The sequence below is a fragment of the Streptomyces qinglanensis genome (assembly GCF_900111245.1).
Taxonomy (GTDB): Bacteria; Actinomycetota; Actinomycetes; order Streptomycetales; family Streptomycetaceae; genus Streptomyces; species Streptomyces qinglanensis.
Genome location: NZ_FOGO01000007.1, coordinates 297,725 through 319,761, shown reverse-complemented (window position 1 = coordinate 319,761; position 22,037 = coordinate 297,725). Strand labels below are relative to the sequence as shown.

Genomic DNA, 22,037 nt, shown 5'->3' with positions numbered 1-22,037 from the left:
GAAGGATCAGGAGAAGCGGGCGCGCAGGTCGTCCTCGAGCTGTTCGAGGGTGCGCCCCTTGGTTTCGGGGACGAACAGCTTCACGAAGGCGAAGGAGAACAGACCCGCCACCACGAACAGGAAGAACGTGTTGGAGACCCCGATCCCGGAGACCAAGGAAGGGAAGACCAGCCCGATCACGAAGTTGGTCAGCCACAGCACCACGGCCGCGACGCCCATCCCGAAGCCGCGCATCCGCGTCGGGAAGATCTCCGAGAGCATCAGCCAGGTCACCGGGGATATCGCACCCTGCTGGAAGGCGAGGAAAGTGATGGTCATCGCCAGCACCGCGAAGGCGCGTCCCATGCCGGAGTCCATGGTCAGCGAGAAGACGCCGATCAGCAGCAGCGCTGTGGTGGTTCCCAGCTGTCCGGTCATCAGCATCGGGCGGCGGTTGACACGCCCCAGCAGCCAGATGCCCACGAACGTCGCGAGCACCGAGATCACACCGTTGGCGATGTTCGCGACCAGTGCGTTGTCCGACTCGAAACCGGCCTCGGTGAGGATCTCGGTGCCGTAGTACATGATCGTGTTCACACCCGTGATCTGCTGCACGATCGCGATACCGAAGCCGACGAACATCAGCTTGCGCACCCACGGGGTGGACTTCATGTCCTTCCAGCCGCCGAGCTTCTCCTGCTCGTCCTTGACCGCCAGCGCGGTGACCTCGCGCAGCTCGGCTCTGGCCCGCGCCTGCGACCTGACCTGCTGGAGCACCTTGAGCGCGTCGGGGAAGCGGCCCCTGGAGGCCAGCCAGCGGGGGCTCTCCGGCATGACCAGCATGCCGAACCAGAGCACCACGGCCGGCAGGGTCGCCAGCACCAGCATCCACCGCCATACGCCACCGGACTCACCACCGACCTGGGCGAGGGCCGCGTTGCAGGAGAAGGCCAGCAGCTGACCGGTGACGATCATCAGCTCGTTCCGGGTGACCAGCGCACCGCGGCGTTCGGCCGGGGAGACCTCGGCCAGGTAGACGGGCACCGTCACCGAGGCGCCGCCGACCGCGAGGCCGAGCACGAACCGGGCCGCGATCATGACCTCGGTGCTGGGGGCCATCGAGCAGCCCAGTGCACCGACGAAGAACACCGCGGCCAGCAGCAGGATGTTCTTCCGCCGTCCCCGCGTGTCCGACAGTCGCCCGCCGGTGACCGCGCCGAGCGCCGCACCGAGCAGCAGCGAGCTGGTGACCATGCCCTCGGTGACCGGGGTCAGGCCAAGGTCGTCGGTCATGTACGGCAGCGCGCCGTTGATGACGCCGGTGTCGTAGCCGAACAGGAGGCCGCCGAAGGTGGCTATCCACGTGATCAGCCGCAGCCGACGCCGTACGGCGGGCGGCGCGTCGTCGAGGGCGGTGGAGGGCACCGAAGGCGTCGGGTCCGGGGTCGCTTCGTCTCTTGTCGCTTCGTCTCTGACATCCATGGCTGCCTCCTACCGGTTGTCGTCCGGGCGCCGGGTACCGGTCAGGCCGCAGCCGGCCAGGTGCTCCCGGGTACGTACCGCGATGGGGAGCGGCACCTCGGGAGCGCACGGGTACAGGTCCTGCTCGACGATCACGAAGAGCTCGGCGTCGAGCCGGGAGAGCGCATCCACCACGTCGGCGGGGTCGGGCACCCCCTCGGGGGGTGACACACACACGCCTCGCTTGACGGCCTCCCCGAAGGAGAGATTCTCGGCGGCCACCTGTGCCAGTACCGCCGGGTCCATCTGCTTGATGTGCACGTATCCCACGCGCTCGCCGAAGCGGCGCACGAGGTCGAGATTGTCACCGCCGCCGTACGCGACGTGCCCGGTGTCCAGGCACAGGTTGGTGTAGCGGCTGTCGGACTCGTTGAGCAGCCGCTCGATCTCGGGCTGCGTCTGGATGTGGCTGTCCGCGTGCGGGTGGAGGACCAGCCGGATGTCGTACTCGTCGAGCAACAGCTTACCGAGCCGGTCGGCGTTCCGACCGAAGCCGGCCCACTGCTCGGCGGTCAGCTCGGGGGGCTCGGTGAAGTCGCCGGTCTTCTCGTCCCGGTACATGGGCGGAATCAGCACGAGATGGCGGGCACCTGCCGCGGACGTGAGCTCCGCCACTTTCCGGACGTGAGCCAGCATCTCGTCCCACGTCTCGGGACGGTGCAGCCCGCCGAAGGCCGTGCCTCCGGAGACGTGCAGCCCGCGCACGGCGAGCTCCTCGGCGAGCACCGCGGAGTCGGTGGGCAGGTATCCGTACGGGCCGAGCTCCAGCCAGGTGTATCCGGCCTGCGCCAACTCGTCGAGGAAGCGAGTGCAGGGGACCTGGTGCTCGTCCTCGGGGAACCAGACGCCCCAGGAGTCGGGCGCCGAACCGAGGCAGAGATTGCCCGCGACGGTACGGAACGGGGATGGCGCCGTCGCCATGTGGATCAGTCCTTACGGGAGGGGAGAAGAGAGGAGGGGACGGGGTGGGACAGGGAGAGGGGGACGGGCTCCAGCGATGTGCTCAGACGGAGGTGGGGAAGGAGAACCCGGCGGCCGCCTGCTGCACCGCCGTCCGGGGCCAGCGGGTGGTGACGACCTTGGGGCGGGTGTAGAAGCGCACGCCTTCGGGCCCGTGGACGGGGGAGTCGCCGATGAGGGAGTCCTTCCAGCCGCCGAAGGAGTAGTACGACATCGGGACGGGCACGGGGACGTTGACGCCGATCATGCCGACCTTGACCCTGCGCTGGAAGCGGCGGGCGGCTTCGCCGGAGGCGGTGAACAGGGCGGTGCCGTTGCCGTAGGGGTTGGCGTTGATCAGCTCGATCGCCTCGTCGAAGGTGTCGACACGGACGACGGCCAGCACCGGGCCGAACAGCTCCTGCTGGTAGGCGTCCATCTCGGCGGTGACGTGGTCGAGGAGGGAGGGGCCGGTGAAGAAGCCGTCGGCGTACGTGGGGTCGTCGACTTTCAGGCCGCGGCCGTCCACCACGACAGCGGCGCCTTGTGCGGCGGCTGTGCCGACGGCGTTCTCGACGCGTTCCTGTGCGGCCTTGGTGACCAGCGGGCCCAGGTCCGTACCGGGCGCGTCGCCGGGACCGACCGTGACTTCGCGTGCTTGGCGCTCCAGGGCTTCGACCAGAGCGTCGGCAGCCTCGCCCACCGCCACGGCCACGGAGACGGCCATGCAGCGCTCACCGGCCGACCCGTAGGCGCCGGCGGTGATGTGGTTGGCGGCGAAGTCCAGGTCGGCGTCGGGCAGTACGACGGCGTGGTTCTTGGCGCCGCCGAGGGCCTGGACGCGTTTGCCCGCCTCCGTTGCCGTGCGGTGCACGTACTTGGCGATGGGGGTGGAGCCGACGAAGGAGACGGCTTCGATGCCGGGGTGGTCGAGTATGGCGTCCACGGCGTCCTTGCCGCCGTGGACAATGTTGAAGACGCCGTCGGGCAGCCCGGCCCTCCGGTAGAGATCGGCGACGAAGTTGGCGGCCGACGGATCGCGTTCGCTGGGCTTGAGCACGAAGGTGTTGCCGGTGGCGATCGCGACGGGGTGCATCCACAGCGGCACCATCGCGGGGAAGTTGAACGGAGTGATCCCGGCGACGACCCCCAGGGGCTGGCGGAAGTTGTGCACGTCCACGCCGCGGGAGACCTGGTCGGAGTAGCTGCCCTTGAGGACGTCCCCGAGGCCGCAGGTGAACTCGACCACTTCCCGGCCGCGCATGACCTCGCCGCGCGCGTCCTCGACCGTCTTCCCGTGCTCGGCCGAGATGAGCCGGCCCAGCTCCTCCTCGTGCTCCAGGAGGAGCTGCCGGAAGGCGAACATGACCTGGATGCGCTGACTGAGCGACGACTCCGACCACGACTCGAAGGCGGCGGACGCCGCTTCGACGGCGATGTCCACGTCCGTGGCGCTGCCCAGGGCCACATGGGCCTGCTGCTCGCCGGTGGCCGGGTTGAACACCGGCTGGGTCCGTGTGCCGGAGCCCTCGGTCGAGCTGCCGTTGATCCAGTGCGGGATGGTCTTCACGGTGCGGTCTTCCTCACAGGTGTGCGAGTGGGGTTCAGAGGTAGTGGCGCTGGGTGGCCTTGTGCGCGGCGTAGGACTCGTACGCGCTGCGGGTGGATTCCAGGGCCGAGGTCTGGCTGACCGGCACGTCCCACCAGCCGTGGCCGGGCGGGTTGGGCCCGTACAGATCGGTCTCGACGTGGACGACGGTGGTGCGGCCGGCCGCCCTGGCCTTCTCCATGGCGGTGTGGAAGTCCTCGACGGTGGCGGCGTGGAGGACGTCGGCGCCGAGGGACGCGGCGTTGGCGGCCAGGTTCACAGGGAGCACGGTGCCGTCCAGCAGCCCGGAGTCGGCGCTGCGGTAGCGGTACTTGGTGCCGAACCGCTGCGAGCCCAGGTCCTGCGAGAGGGAGCCGATGGAGGCGAAGCCGTGGTTCTGGACCAGGACGATGATCACCTTCAGCCCCTCGGAGACCATGGTGACGATCTCCTGGGCCATCATCAGATACGAACCGTCCCCGACCAGGACGACGACCTCACGCGTCGGGTCGGCCATCTTGGCGCCGACGCCCGCGGCGACCTCGTAGCCCATGCAGGAATAGGCGTATTCGACGTGATACGCCTTGGGATCGCGGGCCCGCCACAGCTGTTGCAGGTCGCCGGGCATGGAACCGGCCGCGTTGATGACCACGTCCCGGTCGCCGAGGGCCTGGTTGAGCGCGCCAAGAATCTGGGTCTGCGCCGGCAGGTCGCGGGTGTTGCGGTCGGGGGCGAAGCACTCGTCCTCGATCTGCCGGGTGCGGGCGATGAATTCCCGCGTGCGGCGGCGGTAGTCGTCGGACACCTGCCAGTCGGTCAGAGCCCCGGCAAGGGCTTCGATACCGAGCCTGGCGTCGGCCACCACGGGTTCGGCGGAGTGCTTGACGGCGTCCAGCCGGGCGACATTGAGGTTGACGAAGGCGACGTCCAGGTTGCCGAAGACGGTGTGGGAAGCGGTGGTGAAGTCGCTGTAGCGAGTGCCGATGCCCAGCACCACATCCGCCTCGCGCGCCAGTTCGTTGGCCGCGTACGCGCCGGTGGAGCCGATGCCGCCCACCGCGCACGGGTGGTCCCAGGCCACCGCGCCCTTGCCCGCATGCGTGTCGGCGACGGGAATGCCGGTCGCCTCCGCGAACGCCCGCAGCTGAGTGTGCGCGCCCGAGTAGACGACTCCGCCGCCCGCGACGATCAGCGGTTTCCTCGCCTCGCGCAGCAGCCGCGCGGCACGCTCGACCGCCGCGGGCTCCGGCGCCGGGCGGCTCACGTGCCACACCCGGCGGCGGAAGAAGGACTCCGGCCAGTCGAAGGACTCGGCCTGCACATCCTGCGGCAGCGCCAGGGTCACGGCCCCCGTCTCGACCGGATCGGTCAGCACCCGCATCGCCGCCTGCGCGGCCGGGACCAACTGCTCGGGCCGCGTGATCCGGTCGAAGAACTTGGACACCGGACGGAAGGCGTCGTTGACCGTCACGTCCCCTCCCCTGGTGTCCTCCAGTTGCTGGAGCACCGGGTCGGGAGTACGGGTGGCGAACATGTCGCTGGGCAGCAGCAGGACGGGAAGCCGGTTGGTCGTCGCCAAGGCCGCGCCCGTGAGCATGTTGGTCGAGCCGGGCCCGGTCGAGGCCGTACAGGCGTAGGCCGCCAGCCGGTCGCGCATCTTCGCGAACGCGGTGGCCGCGTGCACCATGCCCTGCTCGTTCCGCGCCAGGTAGTAGGGCAGGTCGGCCTCCTCGGTGACCGCCGCCTGCAGCAGTGCCTGCCCGAAGCCGGCCACGTTGCCGTGCCCGAAGATCCCCCACACACCGGGGATCAGACGCTGCTCATGCCCGTCACGCTCGCTGTACTGCGCGGCCAGGAAGCGCACGAGAGCCTGGGCCGTGGTCAGTCGTACGGTGTTCATCGCTCCTGGTCCCCTCCGAAGGGCAGCCGCACATCGACGTCCTGCGCCTCCCACATCGAGCGCACCCAGCCGTGTGCCGGGTCGTCGCAGATCAGCCAGGCGCGGTCCTGTCCAGGACCCGCCATCACGTTCAGGTAGTAGAGGTCGTAGCCCGGCGCGGCGGCCGACGGTCCGTGCCAGCCGTGCGGGATCAGCACGACATCGTCCGAGCGGATCTCGGCCAGCACGTCGAGGGGACGCCCGGGGGCGCCGTACACCCGCTGGTAAGCGAAACCGTCCTCACCCGCGACCTGGAAGTAGTAGATCTCCTCCAGCTCCGACTCCACCGGAGCGCCGGTCTCGTCCCGGCGCGGCTCGTCGTGCTTGTGCGGCGGATACGAGGACCAGTTGCCGCCCGGGGTGAGCACTTCGCACACCAGCAGTTGCTCGGCCTCGAATGTGCCTGGCAGGCAGTAGTTGTTGACCTGCCGCGAACAGTTCCCGGCGCCGCGCAGCTCGACCTGCACCTCCTCCCTGCGCCCGTACCGGGCGGGCAGACCGCCTCGCTCGGTACGGGCGCAGGGCAGCGCGAACCTGCCGCCGGACGCGCTGCTGAGGACGGCCTCCGACTCCCGGGGGAGGTACCCGAAGTCGGTGACCGAGTCGAAGACGGTCATCCGGCCCTCCAGTTCGAAAGTCCGGCCGTCGACGCTGACCGTGCAGCCGCCCTCCAGCGGGAGGATGAGGAACTCCGAGTCCCCGGTGGCCAGCGTGTGCGTCTGGCCCGGCCCCAGGGTCAGGGTCCTGAGCCCTGAGTGGCCCCAGCCCGCCGACTCGGGCGTGATCAGGAGGTCGTACGGGCCCTCGGCCGCGGTGCCCGCGGGCAGGTGGCATGTGCTCGTGTCGCTCACAGCAGGTTCACCGCCCGGTCAACGGCGCCGGCGACATCGCCGTCCGCGGGGTAGAGCAGGGAACGCCCCACGACCAGGCCCTGCGCGGTGGGCAGCTTCAGCGCACGGCCCCAGGAGGCGAAGGCGGCCTCCGGGTCCTTGACCTCGCCGCCCAGCAGCAGCGCGGGAAGGGTGGAGGAGGACAGGACGCGTTCCATCGCCTCGGGGCCGGGCATGACCGGCAGCTTCAGCCAGGTGTAGGCGCTGCGCCGGCCCAGGCCCGAAGCGGTGGTGATGGACTTGATGACGGCGTCCGGGGAGAGATCGTTGCGGATCCGCCCGTCCTGCCAGAAGGACCAGAACGGCTCCACCATGGCGATCAGCCGACGGTCGTTGAGCTCGTCGACCGCCCGCGCGGTGTTCGCCAGCGCGGCGGGCGTCGCTGGGTCGCCGAGGGCGATACGGGTGAGCATCTTGCCGCCGTCGAAGCCCATCGCGGCGATCGTCTCCGCGTCGTAACCGGTGAACCGGTCGTCGATCTCGAAGACCGAACCGGCCAGCCCGGCCCGGTTCATCGACCCGAAGACGCTCTTGCCGTCCAGCACACCGAGCAGCAGCAGGTCCTCCAGGATGTCGGCCGTGGCCAGCACCCCGGTCACGCCCGGCCGCTCCAGTGCCAGGCACATCCGCTCCAGCAGCGCGAAACGGTCGGCCATGGCGAACGGGTCGGAACCCACCGCGTTGGCACCGCGCGCTGGATGGTCGGCGGCGATGATCATGGCCTTGCCGTGCCCGCCGAACGGGGAGGTCGCCTTGACCCGCCGGGCGGCCGCCTCGGCGATGGCACCCGGATCGTTGACCCGAGCCTCCACGATGCGGCTCACGTGGTCAGACAGCACTTTTCACCTCGTTGCTCGTTCGGCCGCTCACCGCGCGCAGCTTCTCCTCGACCTCGGCCTCGGTGGGCATGGCGTCCGAGCAGGCCAGCCGGCCCGCGACGATCGCACCGGCCGCGTTGGCGAACTCCACCGTGCGCGTGGCGTCCCAGCCGGACAGCAGTCCGTGGCACAGCGCCCCGCCGAACGCGTCACCGGCGCCCAGGCCGTTGACCACGTCCACCGGCATCGGCGGGATCTCCGCAGCCGTGCCGTCCCGGTCCATGGCCAGCACGCCCTTCGGCCCCTGCTTGACCACGGCCAACTCCACCCCGGCGGCCAGCAGCGCCCTGGCGGCGGCGTACGGTTCACGCTCACCGGTGGCCACCGCGCACTCGTCCGAGTTGCCGACAGCGACCGTGGCGTCACGCAGCGCCTCGGCGTAGTACTCACGAGCGGCCGTCGCGTCCTCGCCGGGCCAGAACATCGGACGCCAGTCAAGGTCGAAGACCGTCACACCCGCCTTCGCCCGCTCCTCCAGCGCCGCCAGGGTGGCCGAACGGCTGGGCTCCTCGGCCAGGCCGGTCCCCGTCACCCAGAAGATCTCCGCGCTCCGAACGGTGTCCAGGTCCAGCTCCTGCGGACGGATGTCCAGGTCAGGGGCCTTCGGCAGCCGGTAGAAGTACAGCGGAAAGTCGTCTGGAGGGAAGATCTCGCAGAAGGTCACCGGCGTCGGCGCGATGCCCGAGGTGCCGACGAAGCGGTCGCTGACGCCGTAATCGGCAAGGGCCGACCGGACGAAGTCCCCGAAAGGGTCGCGGCCGGTCTTGGTGATCACAGCCGCTCCGTGCCCGTAGCGCGCGGCGGCCACCGCCACGTTGGTCGGGCTGCCGCCCAGGTACTTGCCGAACGAGGTGACCTCCGGCAGCCCGACGCCCGTCTGGAGCGGATACACATCCACTCCCACACGGCCCATGGTCAGCACTTCGAACGACATCACGCTGGCATTCCCTTCACGCCCGAGGACCCCGGGAAGGGTGGGGCGACGGCTCGACTGTCGCGCTCTACTAGCGCGCTCTAGTTCGAGCACGATGGTGCCTGTGCAAATGTCATGTCAATAGGTTGTTGCCGCGAGATTTTCCGAGCGTTCAACGAGGGCCCGCGGCCGACGTTCGACGGAGGAGTCCGGCAGCGACCTGGCAGCGGCCTGTCGACCGCCTGGCAACGGGGCAGGCGGTCGCGCGCACGGTGAGCGCACGCGATAACGTGCCGGACGGAAGTGAACGCCCGGGGCGTAACCGGACAAGGCAACCGCGAGCGTCCAACTGCCGGGATCATCGGGATCGTGGCCCGGCCGTGACCGGAGGCCGGAAGGTCGCCCAGATCAACGGAGGGCCGCTCCTCCGTGGCTTCCCTGGGACGGCTGGAAGGTCCGACGGGGGTCGTCGGCGCCGGAAGTTCGACGGAGGTTGTCTGCGCCCGGTGGACGGCCGCGGGGCACCGGACGCCGGCGGCCCGCTGTCGGTGGCTGTTCGGCGTCGGCCGACCGCTGGAGGTCACCGGACGTCCGCGGGGCGACGCATGCGGCGGCCTCCGGACGCGGGGCCGGCGGGGGTGACGGAGTCGGAAGCACGGGAGCGCGGGGCCCGGAGAGTGCGGGAGAGGGAGACAACACGTGGATGCGACGGGCAAGCAGCGTCCCACCATGGCGGACGTCGCCGCGGAGGCAGGCGTCTCGCGGGCGCTGGTCTCGATCGTCTTCCGCAACCAGCCGGGGGCCGGCCAGGAAACCCGCGACCGGGTGCTGCGCGTCGCCGACGAGATCGGCTACCGCCCCGACAGCGCCGCCCGACTCCTCGCCCGCGGCCGCAGCCGGGCGCTCGGCGTCATGTTCACCGCGCACCAGACCTTCCACGCCGATCTCATCGAGGGCATCTACGCCGAGGCCGATCGGCACGGCTACGACGTCCTGCTCTCCGCGACGGCCCAGGGCAGGGGCGAGCCGAAGGCCGTCGAGGCGCTGCTCAGTCACCGCTGCGAGGCTGTGATCCTGCTCGGCCCGGAGGCGACGGCCGCCGAACTCGATGCTCTCGGGCAGCGGACCGTGGCCGTCTCGGTCGCCCGGCGGATGCGGGGGGCAGGGATCGACTCTGTGCGCAGCGCGGAGGGCAAAGGCGTACGGCAGGCCATGGACCACCTCGTGGAGATGGGCCACCGTCGGATCGTCCACATCGACGGTGGCCGAGGGCCGGGTTCGGCCGAGCGGCGCCGCGCCTACCGCGCCGCCATGCGCCGTCACGGACTGGGTTCCGAGCTCCGTGTGATCCCGGGCAGCCACACGGAGGAGTCGGGTATCGGCGTCGGCCGACTCCTGGCGTCCGAACGCGACGCCGGACAACCGCTCCCGACAGCGGTCCTGGCGGCCAACGATCGCTGCGCCATGGGTCTGTTGATGGCTTTCAGCCGGACCGGTGTCGATGTCCCCGGGGAGGTGTCCGTCATCGGCTACGACGACAGCCACCTGTCCCACCTCATGCCCGTCGGTCTGACGACCGTCCGTCAGGACGCCGTCCTCATGGCCGAGCACGCCGTGCGCTTCGCGAGGCAGCGGCTGGACAACAAGGAAGTGGAGCCGCAGGAAGCGGTGATCGACCCGAAGCTGGTCGTACGGGACACCAGCCGCCCGCCCCGGGCGTCGTGAGTCCGGCGGGCCGGCGGCCTGCCTGGGCGTACGGACCCGTGCTCACGGCCGCTCCCGCTCTCGCGGATACGCTCCCACCTGTGCTCAAGTGTCAACCGCCTGTCCCAGGCGCGGGATCGCGTCACGGGACGACCCGCACTGCTGCGCTGGTCTGGGCAGAGGCCCTCTCCTGCGCCAGGGAGGGGTGCGGAATGCGTCAGATGCTAGGCCCATAGGGGTCGGCCCTTCCTTCCCGTGCGGTCCAGGGGCTCTTGCGCCTTCTGTCCGGGAATACCCGTCCACCCGGCGGGGCGTGGCGACACGGCACCGCTGACGACGGCGCGCAGCAGCGGCGTACCGCGCACAACCTCGACCCGATCGTGGGACGGAGAAACGGGCACGGCTGACGGGCGCGGGAGCGCGAGTGGTCCCAGAGGGCTCCCGTCATGGGAGCAAACGCATGCACGAAAGAAGCCGTCCCAGCAAATGCTGGAACGGCTTCCGATCTGCGATCTTCGCAGTCGGGACGGCGGGATTTGAACCCACGACCCCTTGACCCCCAGTCACCGGCAAGCGCGCCACACGCGCCATGTGATGCACTGTATGTCGCTGCGGTGCAGGTCAGAGGCATCCCACGCGGACACCGGACCGCACGCCGTGAGAGATGTGTGAGACATCGTGAGACGCCGCCAGCCCGCCCGCCCCGGCCGCCCGGTCACCCGACGCCCCTCTCCGCGGCCGGCCACGGCCACGCCTCCCCGTCGAGATCCCGCAGCCGCACACGCAGCATGCGCTCGGTCACATGCAACTCGTGCGCGGCGACACGGATGTCATCGGCCCACTGGGCCACCTCGCACAGATCCGATATCGCGATCAGCTTCCGGGCCGCCTCGATGTCGGCGCGCCGCTCCTGACGGACCGCCACGACCCCGGTCGCGCACCCGTCGTGGTCGGCCAGCACGTGCTCGATCTCGTGCGCCAGGACGCACCGCTCCTGCACGACGGACAGTCCCGTGGCGATCACGATCTTTCGCCTGGTTGCGCACCATGCCCCCCACGTGTCGCGCAGCCAGGTCCGGGCGATCGAGATGCCCAGCATGTCCACCGCGTCGTGCGGCGAGTACTGTCGACCGGCCTCGATGTAGAAGGACTCGGCAACAGACATGGCGCCCCCTTGCGTTGCGTTACCGCAGTACACGAGGAGGCGTGGACCTACAGGTGTACCTGATGGGCTGTGAGCAAGGGAAGGAAAGAACGGGAAAACGTTCAACTTTCTTCTACTTCTTGCGCCTTCAGGCACACCCCGGACACATGCGGTCTCGCCGGGCCGACAGGCCAGGCCCAGCCCGCTCGGGGCGAGGTGAAACCGGAGCCGGCCGCGAGGGCTCCGCGGCTACTCGCCGTCCATGGCGCTGGCGATGCGCCGCGCATCGTCGGCGGGGACACCTTCGCCCTCGGCGTGGGGTCGTGCCGCGGCGAGCCCGTACTCCGCGGTTGGCTCGGCCGTGGCGGGGATGGACCAGACGAGTTCGTCGGCGAGCCGGTCGAACTCGGCCCGGATACGGGAGTCGGCACCCAGGGCTTCGGCCTTGCGGCTGAACCCGTAGATGTCCGGCAGCATGCCGAGGACCTCTTCGCGGCTTGCCTCCGGGCGTGCCGCGGTGACTTGGGACTGCTCGATCCGTAGGGCGGCCAGTTCGTCCGTGAGGGGCGCGAGCACCACTTCGGGGTCTTCGCCGGCGAGGATGCGGTCGGCCCAGCCGGCGCGCCATCCGAGCGCCGCGACAACGGGCTCGGTGCTGGGGAGCTTGGCCCGCTGCTTGGGGACGACGCCCTTCTCCAGGCTGAGGATGCTGCGGATGGTGACCGAGCCGCCCGCCTGTTGGATGCGGGCTACGACGTCGGGACGGGTGAGGCCCTGACGTTCCCTGCTGTTGCGGATGGCGGTGCCGAGGACGGCATACGCCTGGTCTCGGTCCATGGGGGGTCTCCGCACTCTCCTACGCGCAACGAAAAGCAACGACAAACAACCTACCAAGGTCCACCTCAGTCGGCACCGGCGCCTTTGAGTCTCCGACCTGCAATTTCGCGTTCTTTCACCTGCAATTGCAGCGGGGGGCTTGTGATCTTGCTTGTTCTTTCGCTAACTTTCGTGTTGTGCAAGCGCGGGGATACCGGATCCGGCGCCAGCGCGAGGAGAGCGGATACGGCCTCACGGCCTTCGCCAACCGGATCGGCGTCTCCCCGTCCTGGCTCTCACGGATCGAACGAGACCAAGCCAACCCAAGCCCTGACCTGCTCAGACGCATAGCACTCACGCTCCGCAGCGAGCGAGCAGCCAGGGCCGCGATCTCAGAGATCGCCCTCACCCAAGAGAGACGTGATGAAGACACCCCAGCGGACTGAGTCCCCCCACCTCACGGCGGCCGATCTGGCGGCCCGCTGGTGCACCACGGAGAACGCGATCTACATCCGCCGCCACAAGAGGCAGCTCCCGCCGACGCTCCCTGGCCGAAAGCTGCTGTGGAAGCGGGACGTGATCGAGGCGTTCGAGGCGGCCGGCATGGCCGCGGACCCGAAGAGCCCGGCGAACGACCCGGCGGCAGCTCCGGTCGAGCGCGCCGCGTAACCCGCCTTGTGGGCGGGGCCCCGCCACGGCCAAGCAACGGGACCCCATCAGCCCACACCCATCCAACACAGAAGACAGGAGGGGCTGTGACCCCATCATCCCAGAACCCGGAGCCCGCGATCGGGCAGTACCGCAAGGCGTCCCGGCTGCAAGAGGGCTGGTACCTCAAGCACGAGGACCAGTGGAAGCAGATCAGCAGGGTCGTCCAGATGCTCAGCCCGCTGCGCATGGCGATGTTGACCCTGGCCGATGGCTTCGAGGTCAGCGTCCCCCACACCCACGAGGTGTTCACCCGGACGGCCCCCGAGATGAAGCGCGCCGGGGGCGGTGTGCAGCGATGACGACCCGGGAGCAGATGGGCCCCGCGATGGCCCTCGTCGACCTCGTCCAGTCCCACCCCGAACTGCCCGTCCTGGAATGGCGGATCCGCCCCACCAGCGGCACTCTCACCGGCGACCTGTACGCCTCCGACCACCCGTGCGCGGCACTGCACGCCTACGCCGCCGTCCTCGGCGGCCGACCCGAGCCGGACGAGTCCGCCACGTTCGAGTCCAGCGGGCTGGTGCGCCGCATGTACCGGCTCACCACCACCTGGCACGACGTGCAGGTGCAGGTGTCCGCGTCGGTCACCATCGGCTTGACCGGTCCCCGCTGGGCCGAGGGTCTGGCCGCCGAGTGGAGGCACCTGCTCTCCGACCCGGCCGAGCCGCCGCTGCCGATGGCGCTGCGCCCCACCGTGCAGGTGGAGGTGGCGGCATGAGCACCCGCACCTACACCCGGACCGAGCTGGACGCGCTGAGCCGCGCCTACGCGGGAGTGCGGGACTCCTCGTCTCTGCCGCTGGTGGAGCGGGTGGTCGTGGCCCTGTCGGACGCGGGCTTGCTGCAGTCGGCGGCGACGGCGACCGAGTTGCACCGCCTGCGCCAGTGGGCCCGGGGCCGCAACGTCCCGCCGACTCCCGCCCCGACCCGGCCGGCCGTGTTGACCGAGCAGCAGCAGCGCGTGCTGGAGCTGATGGGGCAGGGCCTGACGAACGAGTCGATCGCCCATCGCATGCACATCACGGTCGACTCGGTGAAGACCCACCGGCGTCGCCTGTACCAGCGGCTCGGTGCCGCCTCGGGAACGCAGGCCCTGTCGCTGGGCTTGTCGATGGGTCTGATCTCCGCGCCGGAGAGCGGCGCCGAGGCGGTGGCGTCGTGATGTTCGACGAGACGTGTCTGGCGTCGCTACCGCTGGTCGACCAGACGCAGTGCGAGATCGCCGCTGCCGACTTCCGCTTCCACGAGTTGTACGGCGCCGACGAGTCGAAGTGGTTCCCGTGGCAGCGGCATGCCTACCGCCGCGCGATGACCGATGTCCGCTCCACCGCCCCTGAGGAGGGGACCACCATGTCGATGCCCGTGTCCGGGCCGCACCGCGTGTACGTCGACCGGATCCCGTCCGGGGTGACGGTGAACCTGTCCGCCTACCTGGACTTCGCGCTGCGGCACCTGGCCGACGAGTGCGGCGACGACCTGACGGAGCTGGTCGAGGCCACGGCTTCGGCGGGCGTGCAGACCTCGCAGGGCAACGACGATGCGCACGCGGTCCACGAGCGGGACGCGTTGGCGCAGTCGCTGGCGGACTCGGTTCCGGGGCTGGACGTGTACGGGAGGCAGTGCACGTTGCTGGCCGAGCAGTTGGCCCCGGAGATGGCGGCGCAGGCGGCCGAGGCGAAGCGCCTGCGGCGCGAGGTGGCCCGGTTGCAGGAGCTGGCGAGCCGCCAGGCCGAGCGGCTGGACGAGTTGCAGCAGGCGAACGAGTCGGCGTACCGGGCGGACCACGACCGGAGTGGTGGTCCGCGGATGGGCGACGGGAAGCACGCGGGCCTGTGGTCGCGGCCGGCTGGTCCGGGTGCGGTGCGTGCGGGGTGGCCGCTGGATCTGCACACCACGGGCGGTGCGGCATGAGCGAGACACCGATGACGCGGGATGAGGCCGCGGCCCGTGCACACACCGCGGAGGCTGCCACCGTCGAGCTGACGGCGGACCGTGACGCCGCCCGCGCCGAGGCCGCCGCACTGCGCGGTCAGCTCGCCGCCGTCTGCGGCAGCACGGTCGCCGCGTGGATGCAGGAGCAGCAGCGGCTCATCACCACGCTGCACGCCGAGCTGGAGGCACGCCCGTCCCGCGCCACCGTGCTGCGGGAGGCTGCCGAGACGGCAGAGGGTCTGCGCCAGTTCGAGACGACGACCGGCCCTCGACGGAGCGCTCAGGTGTCGGAGAACGTCGGCGTGCTCCGCCTCGCCGACAAGCTGCGCCGCCTGGCCGACGCCGCCGAGCGGGACGACGCCGGGAAGGACACCCCCACCGGGGGCGAGTCCACCCGCGCCGCCGTACTGCGGGAGGAAGCGGACCGCTGGCGACGCGAGGCCGACGGCCTGCCGGACGCCGGACAGGTCCATCACAAGCGGGTGTTGTACGGCGGGGCCATCGTCCTGGACCGACAGGCCGAGGCCGCCGAGCGGGACGAGGCCCAGAAGGACTGCCCGCACCAGCGCGAGTCCGTCCGCGACGCCGACCGACGCCAGGCATGCCGATGCGGACAGCCCGGCTGCGAGCACTGCGACACCCCGGAGTGGTACGGCCTGCCCTGGCTCGCCTGGCTCGATGAGCTCGACCAGCAGGCGTTCCTGGGCGAGATCGCCTCGGCCGCCCTCGGCTACTACCGGGCGGAGGACGACGACGCCGACGTGCTCCGGAGCGTGGTGCAGGCGTGCGCGACGTACCGCCTCGTGGCCGAGGCCGACCACGCACAGGCCACTGCGCCCGGCCCGGACGCAGTCGAGGAGCAGTCGGTCAGCGGGGCCTGCGAGCGGTGCGGGGAGCCGCCGGAGTCCTGGTGCACGCACTGCGCCGGATGCGCCTGCCCCGACGGCCGCGCCGAGACCCACGCGCCCGGCGGCTCCTGCCCGAACGCGTCCGCAGCTGGGTCGGGTGAGCGGCAGTGACTCGTCCCCGCAAGCGCACCCACACCAGCCACATCCAGGCCGCCGCACGCCTCCGCGAGCACCCCGGCATGTGGATGCAGGTCGCTGTCTACCCGGTCGCCTACTCCGCCCGCGGTGCGGCGCACCGGATCCGCACCGCCTACCGGCTGCCCGCCTATGCACCGGCCGGCGCGTTCGAGGCGCGCGTCGAGCAGATCGACGAGGGGACCGCGGTCGTCGCCCGCTGGCTGGGCGCCCAGGTGGAGGCCGACCTGTGGCAGGCCGCTGCACTCGCGGCCGTCCACGCCGGAGGTGACCCCCGGTGAACCAACGCCGCTGCCTGCTGCTGGCCACCATCCGCGCCGACCACGGCACCTGGACCACCAGCCGCGCCTGGGACCTGTACCGCACCCAGCGCCTGGCCCCGGGCCGCCGCACCGCCCGAACCGACCTCGCTTACCTCGCCCGCACCGGACGACTCACCACCGTCACCGGCAACCCGCGGGCCTACACCCTCCCCGGAGGAACCCGATGACAACCATCGCGCCGTCCGCCGTTCCCCGGTCCGCACTGGGCGCCGAGGCCCGCCGCCACTTCCTCCTCGCCATCGCACGCCGCACCGGCACACCCTTCCTCACCACCGGCCTGGCCCTACAGATCTACGCGACGACGCCGTGGCACACCACCGCCCGGAGCACCGCCCGCCGCGACCTCAGGGACCTCGCCCGCCGCGCCTACCTCGTGCCCCACGACACGAAGGCGGGACGTGTCTACCAGCTCGGCAGCGACCCCAACCCCGCCCACCCGGTCCGCCACGTCAGGCGGTACCTGCTGGAAGTGATCCGCAGGGAGGGCGGGGAGTGGACCGTCGGACGCCTGAAGCCCGCTTGGCGCCAGGTCACCGGCACCCACGTCCTCCGGATGTCTTGCCGCCGCTACCTCGCGGACCTGTATCGGGACGGGCACCTGGACCGGCACGGAGAGGGCACCCCGCGCCGCTTCTACACCCTTCCCGACCACACCACCGGAGGTGCCGCGTGACAACCGCCGCGCTTGCCGGGGCCGCCACACAGGCCCCGGACGCCGGGCTCGACATCACCGAACCCGGCATCTACCCCGACCTCCCCATGGACGCCTACCACGCCGACCCCGTTCCCGGCGGCAGTCTCTCCTCCACTGGTGCTCGCCGCCTCCTTCCCCCCGGCTGCCCCGCGCTCTACCACCACGAGCGGCAGCATGGGCGGCAGCCGCGGAACACCTTCGACTACGGCACTGCCGCCCACCGGCTCGTACTCGGCGACGGCCCCACCATCCACGTAGTCGAGGCAGACAACTGGCGCACGACCGCCGCGCGTGAGGACCGAGAGGACGCCCGCGCCATGGGCAGAGTCCCGCTGCTCCGCCACGAGTACGAGCAAGTCACAGCGATGGCGGACGCACTCCGCGCCCACCCGGTTGCCTCCGTGCTGTTCGACCCGATACGCGGAGGCGCCCCGGAGCAGGCCCTGTTCTGGCGCGACCCGCCGACCGGGGTGATGCGGCGCGCACTCCTCGACTGGCTGCCGCAGTCCGGCCCCGGCCGCATGGTCGTGCCGGACTACAAGACCGCGGCATCGGCCGAGCCGGAGGCGATCCGCCGGACGGTCGACACCTACGGCTACCACCAGCAGGCCGCCTGGAACAGCGCCGGGGTCAAGGCCCTCGGCCTGGCCGAGGACGTGGCGTTCGTCTTCGTCGTCCAGGAGAAGACCCCGCCGTACCTCGTGACGGTCGTCCAACTCGACGCGATGGCCATGCGCATCGGCGCCGCCCGCAACCGCCGCGCCCTCCAGATCTACGCCGAGTGCACCGCCACCGGCCGCTGGCCCGGCTACACCGACGCCATCGAACACCTCTCCCTGCCGCCCTACGCGGAGAACCGCGACTCCGAGGAGTATTTGTGAACCAGCCCGAGCGAATGACCCCGACCGCCGCACCGGCCCGCGTAGGGCAGGGCACCGCAGTCGAACAGTCCCGCGCCGCCGCCGAGGTCCAGGCCGCCGTCGTCGTCGCCCAGCAGTGCCCCCGCAACCCGGCCGCCGCCATCGCCGAGATGCGCACCGTGTGCGGGCAGAAGCGGCTCGCCGAGAAGGCGTTCTACAGCTTCCCCCGCGCCAAGCAGACCATCAGCGGGCCGTCCGTGTTCCTCGCCCGGGAGCTGGCCCGCATCTGGGGCAACATGCAGCACGGCCTGATCGAGATGCGACGCGACGACGAGTACGGCGAGTCGGAGATGCAGGCGTTCGCCTGGGACGTCGAGAAGAACTCCCGGGTCAGCAGCACGTTCATCGTCCCCCACCGCCGGGACAAGAAGAAGGGCGAGGGCTCGGAGAAGCTGACCGAGCTGCGCGACATCTACGAGAACAACGCCAACAACGGCGCCCGTAGGGTCCGCGAAGCGATCTTCTCGGTACTGCCTGGCTGGTTCGTGGAAGAGGCGATCGACGCCTGCCGAGCCACGCTCCACAACGGCGGCGGCGTACCGCTGCCGACCCGCATCGCCGACGGCATCAAGGCGTTCGAGCGGTTCGGGGTCGCCATCGAGCAGATCGAGGCCAAGTTCGGCCGCAAGTCCACCCAGTGGACCGAGCACGACGTGACCGAGCTCGGCATCCTCTACAGCTCGATCGATCGCCGAGAGCTGACGGTCGAGGAAGCGTTCCCGCCGCCGCGGGTCACCGCCGAAGAGATCACTGGGGCGTCGGCTTCGAACGCCGAGTCGGTCGACTGGCCTGAGGCGACCGCTCCCGGATCGGGGGCCCGCGCATGACCGCCCTCGCCTTCACGGACGCCGAGACCTCGCACCTGGACCCGCGGTTCGGGGATGCGTGGGAGATCGCCGTCATCCGCCGCGACACCGACGGCGCTGAGGTCGAGTACCTGTGGCAGGTGCGGGTGCCGCTCTACCACGCCGACCCCGAGTCGCTGTCCATCGGCCGCTACCGGGAGCGGTTCGCTGTCTCCGCCGGCTGGGATGCCGCGGAGATGAACGAGGACGGCACCGTCCGCGCGCGGCTGACCATGCCGGAGCTGCTGCACGACGTGCAGGAAGCCATGTGGCAGGCGGTCGTCGTCGGCTCCAACCCGGGCTTCGACATCCGGTTCCTGACGAAGCTGCTCCAGGAGCACAACCGCAAGCTGCCGTGGCACTACCGGCCGGTCGACATCGCGACCCTCGCCGCGGGCTACCTGGTGGGCTGCGGGCGCGGCGCCGAGGTGACGCTGCCGTACTCCTCGCGTGCTCTGTCTCGCGCGGTTGGTGTCGAGCCGCCTGGCGACGACGTGGCGCATACCGCGCTGGGCGACGCCCGCTGGCACAAGGCCGTGTTCGATGCGGTCACCGGGAGCGGGTCGTGACGGGGGCGGGCGGTGTGGCCGCCGCCGCCACGGTGGTCGCCGTCTACTGCGCGCCGGTGTGGCTGCTCCGCCGCTACGCCTTCCCGCCCGCCCCCGCGGCGTCCGCGCCGGTCGCGGCGCCGATGCCGACCGTCGAGGACGTGCCCGACGGCTGGCTCGTCGTCGAGACCCAGCCGTGCACGGGCCGGTGCCGCACCCACATGCCGCACGAGATCACCTGCGAGGTGGCCCGCTGCGTCGGCTGCAACGCCACCCACACCACAGCGGAGGCCGACCGTGGTTGACGTTCCCCTGCCGGTCCCGCCAACTGGCCCGACCCAGCCGCATCTGTTGGCCGCGGCCCGCCGGTCGGTCGACGCCATCGCCGAGCGCGGTGGCTGGAGCACGACCGACAAGGACACCGTGCTCGCCGCTCTTGGCCTCACCCCTTCCGTTCCGGCGCCCGACACCGACGACACCAAGGACCCCGCATGACCGAGCTGATCGACAACCCCGAGATGGAAGACACCCACTACGGCATCCAGATGGCGTCCCTCGGCGAGGACGGGGACAGGCTGCTGGCACTCGGCCACCACGAGCCCAAGCGTGTGTTGGCCGCCTTCAACCGGTACGCCCGCACCGTCATCGGCTGGCCCAACATCGCCGACGACTTCACCGCCAGCGCCGCCGACTGGGCAGGCCGCCTGGAGCAGCGGTGGGCCGTCTTCCGCAAGCCCGACCCGGACGACGACGAGTGGGACGTGCCGGAGTACGCGTGGCATGCGGACTGGTCCGACCCCGACGCCCCTGGCGCCCGGCCTGTCACGCTGCTGGACGTGGCGTGATGACCGACTACCCGAAGATCGCCGCCCGGTTCGCCCGGGACACGCAGCACCACGAGATGACCGTCCTCCACGACGACGGGCTGTACCGGCACCTGAACTTCGCCACCCCGGAGCACGGCAGCATCGGTGCCTTCCACCTGATCACCTGGCCGTACAACCTCGTCGTCAAGACCGGGTGGACCTTCCACTTCGACATCGACGCCACCCCCGACATGTTCAACCTGTTCCGGAAGACCGCGTTCCCCGGCGAAATCAACCCGGGCTACTGGTCCGAGAAGGTCCGCGCCGGACGCGACGAGATCGAGAGCTTCGACCCGGACCTCTTCGAGCAGCAGGTCAAGCGGTACGTCGCCCACTCCATCCGCGATGGTGAAGCGCCGCGAGGTATCGGCCGCGAGGTCGCCAGCGAGATCTTCGAACTGGGCGACATCAGCCACGAGGCGGGCGCCCGCGCCGCGTTGGCGGACTTCCGCTACGAAGGCTGGGACTTCGGTGACCTGTCGGAGTGGGACTTCAGCGACTACACGCCCGGCTTCCTGTGGTCCTGCCACGCCATCCGCCACGGCATCGACCTGTGGGACGCCGCCACGAAGGCGGTGGCCGCGTGATGACTCGTCCGAACACGCCAGACCGGGTCAACTCGGACGGCTCGAAGACCATCACGACCAAGCGCGCCTGCAACGGCTGCGGCGACCTGATCGGCGACCTGACCGACAGCGAGTTCACCGCCGCAGTCGCTGGCCGCCCCCTGCCTGACGTGCGCCGCGAATGCACCACCTGCGGGCCAACCGCTCCTGAGCCCACATGCACGCCGATGAAGCTCGCCAGCGGTGACGTGCTGTGCCTGGAGATGGAGTGCGACCACGACGGCGTCAGAGATAACTCGTACTGCGAGGAGGTCGGAGAGGAAGTGGTCTGCGCGATCCATTCCACCTTCGCCCCGGGCTTCGAGGACGCCTACGAGGTTGCCACCCACGCCGAGCCGTGGCCCTGCAAGCACAACAAGGCGGTGACCCCGTGATCCCCGGCGACTACGACAAGCTGTGGGACGAGTCCCGCGACGAGGCGCCCTTCGCCAACAGCGACGAGGGCTACGGCTGGATGGCAGCGAACTGCGACACCTGCATCCACGACAAGCCCGCACGACAGGGCGACGAGGGCAACGGCTGCCCGCTGCTGCTCCTCTCCCTCGTCGGCCGCCGCCCGGCGCAGTGGCTCGACGGTCCGCGCGACGAGCACGGCCGCTACTCCCGAGCCGGCCAGTACCACTGCGTCGAGTACCGGCACGAGGACGACGGCCCGTCCGAGCCGCAGCCGATCCCGGACCCGCCCGGCCAGTTGGGGCTGGTGCCGCGTGAGGGCTACGAGGGTGTGCGGATGCTGCTGCGGCCGAACCCGGCAGAGCTGGGGGTGTCGTGATGGGTGCGCACCGGCTGGCCTCCCGCGCCACACTCCGCGCCCAGGTGAAGCGCCTCGAAGCCGAAGCCGCTGACCTCGCCTGCCAGGTCGTGAAGGTCACCGGCGAGTTCGATGCCGCAGCGGTCGAGCTGTCCGGCGCTCTCGAAGACCGGCGTGCGGCCGACGAGCGGGCCAAGCACCTGGCCGGGCAGCTCGCCGAGGCCATGGCCGAGGTCCACCGGCTCCGGGCCGAACTCGCCGAGTCCGGCGCGGTCACCGTCCCGCCGGCCGAGCGCGACACCAGCCACCCCGCCGACATCGCCACGCACCCGATCCCCGCAGGCGACATGTGGGCCGACCCCACCCGCTGGCGCCACACCGCATAACCCCGCCTACTGCCCGCGCCCGGGGATGACCACAGGCCCCCGGCGCGGGCCACCACACCACCACACCAGCACCCAACCCGCA

At 70.7% G+C, this 22,037-nt stretch carries 30 protein-coding genes; 21 read left to right on the top strand and 9 right to left on the bottom strand.

All coding sequences use genetic code 11. The annotated features are described in order from the left end of the window. Positions 1 to 6: 6 nt before the first annotated feature. The 7 genes from BMX65_RS17600 to iolC all read right to left on the bottom strand — a co-directional run bounded on the left by BMX65_RS17600 (position 7) and on the right by iolC (position 8,668). The gene (locus tag BMX65_RS17600; protein WP_075001257.1) at positions 7 to 1,461 is read right to left on the bottom strand and encodes a sugar porter family MFS transporter; all 1,455 of its coding nucleotides are present in this window, start codon (positions 1,459 to 1,461) and stop codon (positions 7 to 9) included. Positions 1,462 to 1,470: 9 nt separating this feature from the next. After that, positions 1,471 to 2,421 carry a TIM barrel protein gene (locus BMX65_RS17595; protein WP_075001256.1) on the bottom strand — a complete coding sequence of 317 codons (951 nt, stop codon included), beginning with the start codon at positions 2,419 to 2,421 and terminating at the stop codon, positions 1,471 to 1,473. A gap of 82 nt (positions 2,422 to 2,503) precedes the next feature. Further along, entirely contained in the window at positions 2,504 to 4,009 is a 1,506-nt protein-coding gene (locus tag BMX65_RS17590) for a CoA-acylating methylmalonate-semialdehyde dehydrogenase (RefSeq protein ID WP_075001255.1), read from the bottom strand. A gap of 34 nt (positions 4,010 to 4,043) precedes the next feature. Next, the gene (gene iolD / locus BMX65_RS17585) at positions 4,044 to 5,927 is read right to left on the bottom strand and encodes a 3D-(3,5/4)-trihydroxycyclohexane-1,2-dione acylhydrolase (decyclizing) (RefSeq protein ID WP_075001254.1); all 1,884 of its coding nucleotides are present in this window, start codon (positions 5,925 to 5,927) and stop codon (positions 4,044 to 4,046) included. Beyond that, positions 5,924 to 6,817, bottom strand: coding sequence for a 5-deoxy-glucuronate isomerase (iolB, locus tag BMX65_RS17580; RefSeq protein ID WP_075001253.1), 894 nt, complete (start codon positions 6,815 to 6,817; stop codon positions 5,924 to 5,926). The genes iolD and iolB overlap by 4 nt, the downstream gene beginning before the upstream one ends. Further along, positions 6,814 to 7,695 (bottom strand): Cgl0159 family (beta/alpha)8-fold protein, encoded by an 882-nt coding sequence (locus tag BMX65_RS17575; RefSeq protein WP_075001252.1) that lies wholly within the window; start codon positions 7,693 to 7,695, stop codon positions 6,814 to 6,816. Before BMX65_RS17575 ends, iolB begins: the two co-directional genes overlap by 4 nt. Further along, positions 7,685 to 8,668, bottom strand: a complete 984-nt coding sequence (gene iolC / locus BMX65_RS17570) for a 5-dehydro-2-deoxygluconokinase (RefSeq protein ID WP_075001251.1) — start codon at positions 8,666 to 8,668, stop codon at positions 7,685 to 7,687. Before iolC ends, BMX65_RS17575 begins: the two co-directional genes overlap by 11 nt. A 708-nt stretch (positions 8,669 to 9,376) precedes the next feature. Here iolC and BMX65_RS17565 point away from each other — a divergent pair. Further along, a complete protein-coding gene (locus BMX65_RS17565) occupies positions 9,377 to 10,372 on the top strand; it encodes a LacI family DNA-binding transcriptional regulator (protein ID WP_075001332.1) in 996 nt (331 codons plus the stop codon). A gap of 694 nt (positions 10,373 to 11,066) precedes the next feature. Here the strand turns inward: BMX65_RS17565 and BMX65_RS17560 are convergent. Together BMX65_RS17560 and BMX65_RS17555 are read right to left on the bottom strand one after the other, a co-directional pair. Beyond that, a complete protein-coding gene (locus BMX65_RS17560; protein ID WP_075001250.1) occupies positions 11,067 to 11,516 on the bottom strand; it encodes an ImmA/IrrE family metallo-endopeptidase in 450 nt (149 codons plus the stop codon). Positions 11,517 to 11,744: 228 nt separating this feature from the next. After that, on the bottom strand, positions 11,745 to 12,332 hold the full coding sequence (locus tag BMX65_RS17555; RefSeq protein ID WP_075001249.1) for a hypothetical protein: 588 nt from the start codon (positions 12,330 to 12,332) through the stop codon (positions 11,745 to 11,747). Positions 12,333 to 12,508: 176 nt separating this feature from the next. Here BMX65_RS17555 and BMX65_RS34320 point away from each other — a divergent pair, with 176 nt between their 5' ends. The 20 genes from BMX65_RS34320 to BMX65_RS17455 all read left to right on the top strand — a co-directional run bounded on the left by BMX65_RS34320 (position 12,509) and on the right by BMX65_RS17455 (position 21,955). Then, entirely contained in the window at positions 12,509 to 12,757 is a 249-nt protein-coding gene (locus BMX65_RS34320; RefSeq protein ID WP_075001248.1) for a helix-turn-helix domain-containing protein, read from the top strand. Further along, positions 12,735 to 12,980, top strand: a complete 246-nt coding sequence (locus BMX65_RS17545) for a hypothetical protein (RefSeq protein ID WP_075001247.1) — start codon at positions 12,735 to 12,737, stop codon at positions 12,978 to 12,980. Before BMX65_RS34320 ends, BMX65_RS17545 begins: the two co-directional genes overlap by 23 nt. An 86-nt stretch (positions 12,981 to 13,066) precedes the next feature. Next, positions 13,067 to 13,321 carry a hypothetical protein gene (locus BMX65_RS17540; protein ID WP_075001246.1) on the top strand — a complete coding sequence of 85 codons (255 nt, stop codon included), beginning with the start codon at positions 13,067 to 13,069 and terminating at the stop codon, positions 13,319 to 13,321. Beyond that, positions 13,318 to 13,740, top strand: coding sequence for a hypothetical protein (locus BMX65_RS32960; RefSeq protein WP_075001245.1), 423 nt, complete (start codon positions 13,318 to 13,320; stop codon positions 13,738 to 13,740). The genes BMX65_RS17540 and BMX65_RS32960 overlap by 4 nt, the downstream gene beginning before the upstream one ends. Next, positions 13,737 to 14,183 (top strand): helix-turn-helix transcriptional regulator, encoded by a 447-nt coding sequence (locus BMX65_RS32955; protein ID WP_075001244.1) that lies wholly within the window; start codon positions 13,737 to 13,739, stop codon positions 14,181 to 14,183. The genes BMX65_RS32960 and BMX65_RS32955 overlap by 4 nt, the downstream gene beginning before the upstream one ends. Then, complete coding sequence (locus BMX65_RS17525; protein WP_143081863.1) at positions 14,183 to 14,932, top strand: hypothetical protein; 750 nt, start codon at positions 14,183 to 14,185, stop codon at positions 14,930 to 14,932. Before BMX65_RS32955 ends, BMX65_RS17525 begins: the two co-directional genes overlap by 1 nt. Beyond that, the gene (locus BMX65_RS17520) at positions 14,929 to 15,972 is read left to right on the top strand and encodes a hypothetical protein (protein ID WP_143081862.1); all 1,044 of its coding nucleotides are present in this window, start codon (positions 14,929 to 14,931) and stop codon (positions 15,970 to 15,972) included. The genes BMX65_RS17525 and BMX65_RS17520 overlap by 4 nt, the downstream gene beginning before the upstream one ends. Then, positions 15,969 to 16,277 carry a hypothetical protein gene (locus tag BMX65_RS17515; RefSeq protein WP_075001241.1) on the top strand — a complete coding sequence of 103 codons (309 nt, stop codon included), beginning with the start codon at positions 15,969 to 15,971 and terminating at the stop codon, positions 16,275 to 16,277. Before BMX65_RS17520 ends, BMX65_RS17515 begins: the two co-directional genes overlap by 4 nt. Further along, the gene (locus BMX65_RS17510; protein WP_075001240.1) at positions 16,274 to 16,486 is read left to right on the top strand and encodes a hypothetical protein; all 213 of its coding nucleotides are present in this window, start codon (positions 16,274 to 16,276) and stop codon (positions 16,484 to 16,486) included. Before BMX65_RS17515 ends, BMX65_RS17510 begins: the two co-directional genes overlap by 4 nt. Continuing rightward, positions 16,483 to 16,992, top strand: coding sequence for a hypothetical protein (locus tag BMX65_RS32950; protein ID WP_075001239.1), 510 nt, complete (start codon positions 16,483 to 16,485; stop codon positions 16,990 to 16,992). The genes BMX65_RS17510 and BMX65_RS32950 overlap by 4 nt, the downstream gene beginning before the upstream one ends. Beyond that, positions 16,989 to 17,894, top strand: coding sequence for a PD-(D/E)XK nuclease-like domain-containing protein (locus tag BMX65_RS17500; RefSeq protein ID WP_075001238.1), 906 nt, complete (start codon positions 16,989 to 16,991; stop codon positions 17,892 to 17,894). The genes BMX65_RS32950 and BMX65_RS17500 overlap by 4 nt, the downstream gene beginning before the upstream one ends. Then, entirely contained in the window at positions 17,891 to 18,760 is an 870-nt protein-coding gene (locus BMX65_RS17495; protein ID WP_239502174.1) for a hypothetical protein, read from the top strand. The genes BMX65_RS17500 and BMX65_RS17495 overlap by 4 nt, the downstream gene beginning before the upstream one ends. Beyond that, complete coding sequence (locus BMX65_RS17490) at positions 18,757 to 19,347, top strand: 3'-5' exonuclease family protein (protein ID WP_075001236.1); 591 nt, start codon at positions 18,757 to 18,759, stop codon at positions 19,345 to 19,347. Before BMX65_RS17495 ends, BMX65_RS17490 begins: the two co-directional genes overlap by 4 nt. Further along, positions 19,344 to 19,631: a hypothetical protein gene (locus BMX65_RS17485; RefSeq protein ID WP_075001235.1), complete on the top strand. Its 288-nt coding sequence runs from the start codon at positions 19,344 to 19,346 to the stop codon at positions 19,629 to 19,631. The genes BMX65_RS17490 and BMX65_RS17485 overlap by 4 nt, the downstream gene beginning before the upstream one ends. Continuing rightward, positions 19,624 to 19,821 carry a hypothetical protein gene (locus BMX65_RS17480; RefSeq protein ID WP_075001234.1) on the top strand — a complete coding sequence of 66 codons (198 nt, stop codon included), beginning with the start codon at positions 19,624 to 19,626 and terminating at the stop codon, positions 19,819 to 19,821. Before BMX65_RS17485 ends, BMX65_RS17480 begins: the two co-directional genes overlap by 8 nt. Then, a complete protein-coding gene (locus tag BMX65_RS17475; protein ID WP_075001233.1) occupies positions 19,818 to 20,171 on the top strand; it encodes a hypothetical protein in 354 nt (117 codons plus the stop codon). Before BMX65_RS17480 ends, BMX65_RS17475 begins: the two co-directional genes overlap by 4 nt. Beyond that, a complete protein-coding gene (locus BMX65_RS17470) occupies positions 20,171 to 20,779 on the top strand; it encodes a hypothetical protein (RefSeq protein WP_075001232.1) in 609 nt (202 codons plus the stop codon). Before BMX65_RS17475 ends, BMX65_RS17470 begins: the two co-directional genes overlap by 1 nt. Beyond that, on the top strand, positions 20,779 to 21,192 hold the full coding sequence (locus BMX65_RS17465) for a hypothetical protein (RefSeq protein WP_075001231.1): 414 nt from the start codon (positions 20,779 to 20,781) through the stop codon (positions 21,190 to 21,192). The genes BMX65_RS17470 and BMX65_RS17465 overlap by 1 nt, the downstream gene beginning before the upstream one ends. After that, positions 21,189 to 21,590, top strand: coding sequence for a hypothetical protein (locus BMX65_RS17460; RefSeq protein ID WP_075001230.1), 402 nt, complete (start codon positions 21,189 to 21,191; stop codon positions 21,588 to 21,590). The genes BMX65_RS17465 and BMX65_RS17460 overlap by 4 nt, the downstream gene beginning before the upstream one ends. After that, entirely contained in the window at positions 21,590 to 21,955 is a 366-nt protein-coding gene (locus tag BMX65_RS17455; RefSeq protein ID WP_075001229.1) for a hypothetical protein, read from the top strand. Before BMX65_RS17460 ends, BMX65_RS17455 begins: the two co-directional genes overlap by 1 nt. Positions 21,956 to 22,037 lie beyond the last annotated feature (82 nt).

Bases quoted from the DNA above. Each gene is read 5' to 3' on its own strand.
- BMX65_RS32950 (WP_075001239.1), top strand. From the start codon at position 16,483: ATGACAACCATCGCGCCGTCCGCCGTTCCCCGGTCCGCACTGGGCGCC.
- BMX65_RS17595 (WP_075001256.1), bottom strand. From the start codon at position 2,421: ATGGCGACGGCGCCATCCCCGTTCCGTACCGTCGCGGGCAATCTCTGC.
- BMX65_RS32955 (WP_075001244.1), top strand. From the start codon at position 13,737: ATGAGCACCCGCACCTACACCCGGACCGAGCTGGACGCGCTGAGCCGC.
- BMX65_RS17545 (WP_075001247.1), top strand. From the start codon at position 12,735: ATGAAGACACCCCAGCGGACTGAGTCCCCCCACCTCACGGCGGCCGAT.
- BMX65_RS17525 (WP_143081863.1), top strand. From the start codon at position 14,183: ATGTTCGACGAGACGTGTCTGGCGTCGCTACCGCTGGTCGACCAGACG.
- BMX65_RS17470 (WP_075001232.1), top strand. From the start codon at position 20,171: ATGACCGACTACCCGAAGATCGCCGCCCGGTTCGCCCGGGACACGCAG.
- BMX65_RS17465 (WP_075001231.1), top strand. From the start codon at position 20,779: ATGACTCGTCCGAACACGCCAGACCGGGTCAACTCGGACGGCTCGAAG.
- BMX65_RS17600 (WP_075001257.1), bottom strand. From the start codon at position 1,461: ATGGATGTCAGAGACGAAGCGACAAGAGACGAAGCGACCCCGGACCCG.
- BMX65_RS17555 (WP_075001249.1), bottom strand. From the start codon at position 12,332: ATGGACCGAGACCAGGCGTATGCCGTCCTCGGCACCGCCATCCGCAAC.
- iolD (WP_075001254.1), bottom strand. From the start codon at position 5,927: ATGAACACCGTACGACTGACCACGGCCCAGGCTCTCGTGCGCTTCCTG.
- iolC (WP_075001251.1), bottom strand. From the start codon at position 8,668: ATGTCGTTCGAAGTGCTGACCATGGGCCGTGTGGGAGTGGATGTGTAT.
- BMX65_RS17475 (WP_075001233.1), top strand. From the start codon at position 19,818: ATGACCGAGCTGATCGACAACCCCGAGATGGAAGACACCCACTACGGC.
- BMX65_RS17490 (WP_075001236.1), top strand. From the start codon at position 18,757: ATGACCGCCCTCGCCTTCACGGACGCCGAGACCTCGCACCTGGACCCG.
- BMX65_RS32960 (WP_075001245.1), top strand. From the start codon at position 13,318: ATGACGACCCGGGAGCAGATGGGCCCCGCGATGGCCCTCGTCGACCTC.
- BMX65_RS17455 (WP_075001229.1), top strand. From the start codon at position 21,590: ATGGGTGCGCACCGGCTGGCCTCCCGCGCCACACTCCGCGCCCAGGTG.
- BMX65_RS17565 (WP_075001332.1), top strand. From the start codon at position 9,377: ATGGCGGACGTCGCCGCGGAGGCAGGCGTCTCGCGGGCGCTGGTCTCG.
- BMX65_RS17520 (WP_143081862.1), top strand. From the start codon at position 14,929: ATGAGCGAGACACCGATGACGCGGGATGAGGCCGCGGCCCGTGCACAC.
- BMX65_RS17560 (WP_075001250.1), bottom strand. From the start codon at position 11,516: ATGTCTGTTGCCGAGTCCTTCTACATCGAGGCCGGTCGACAGTACTCG.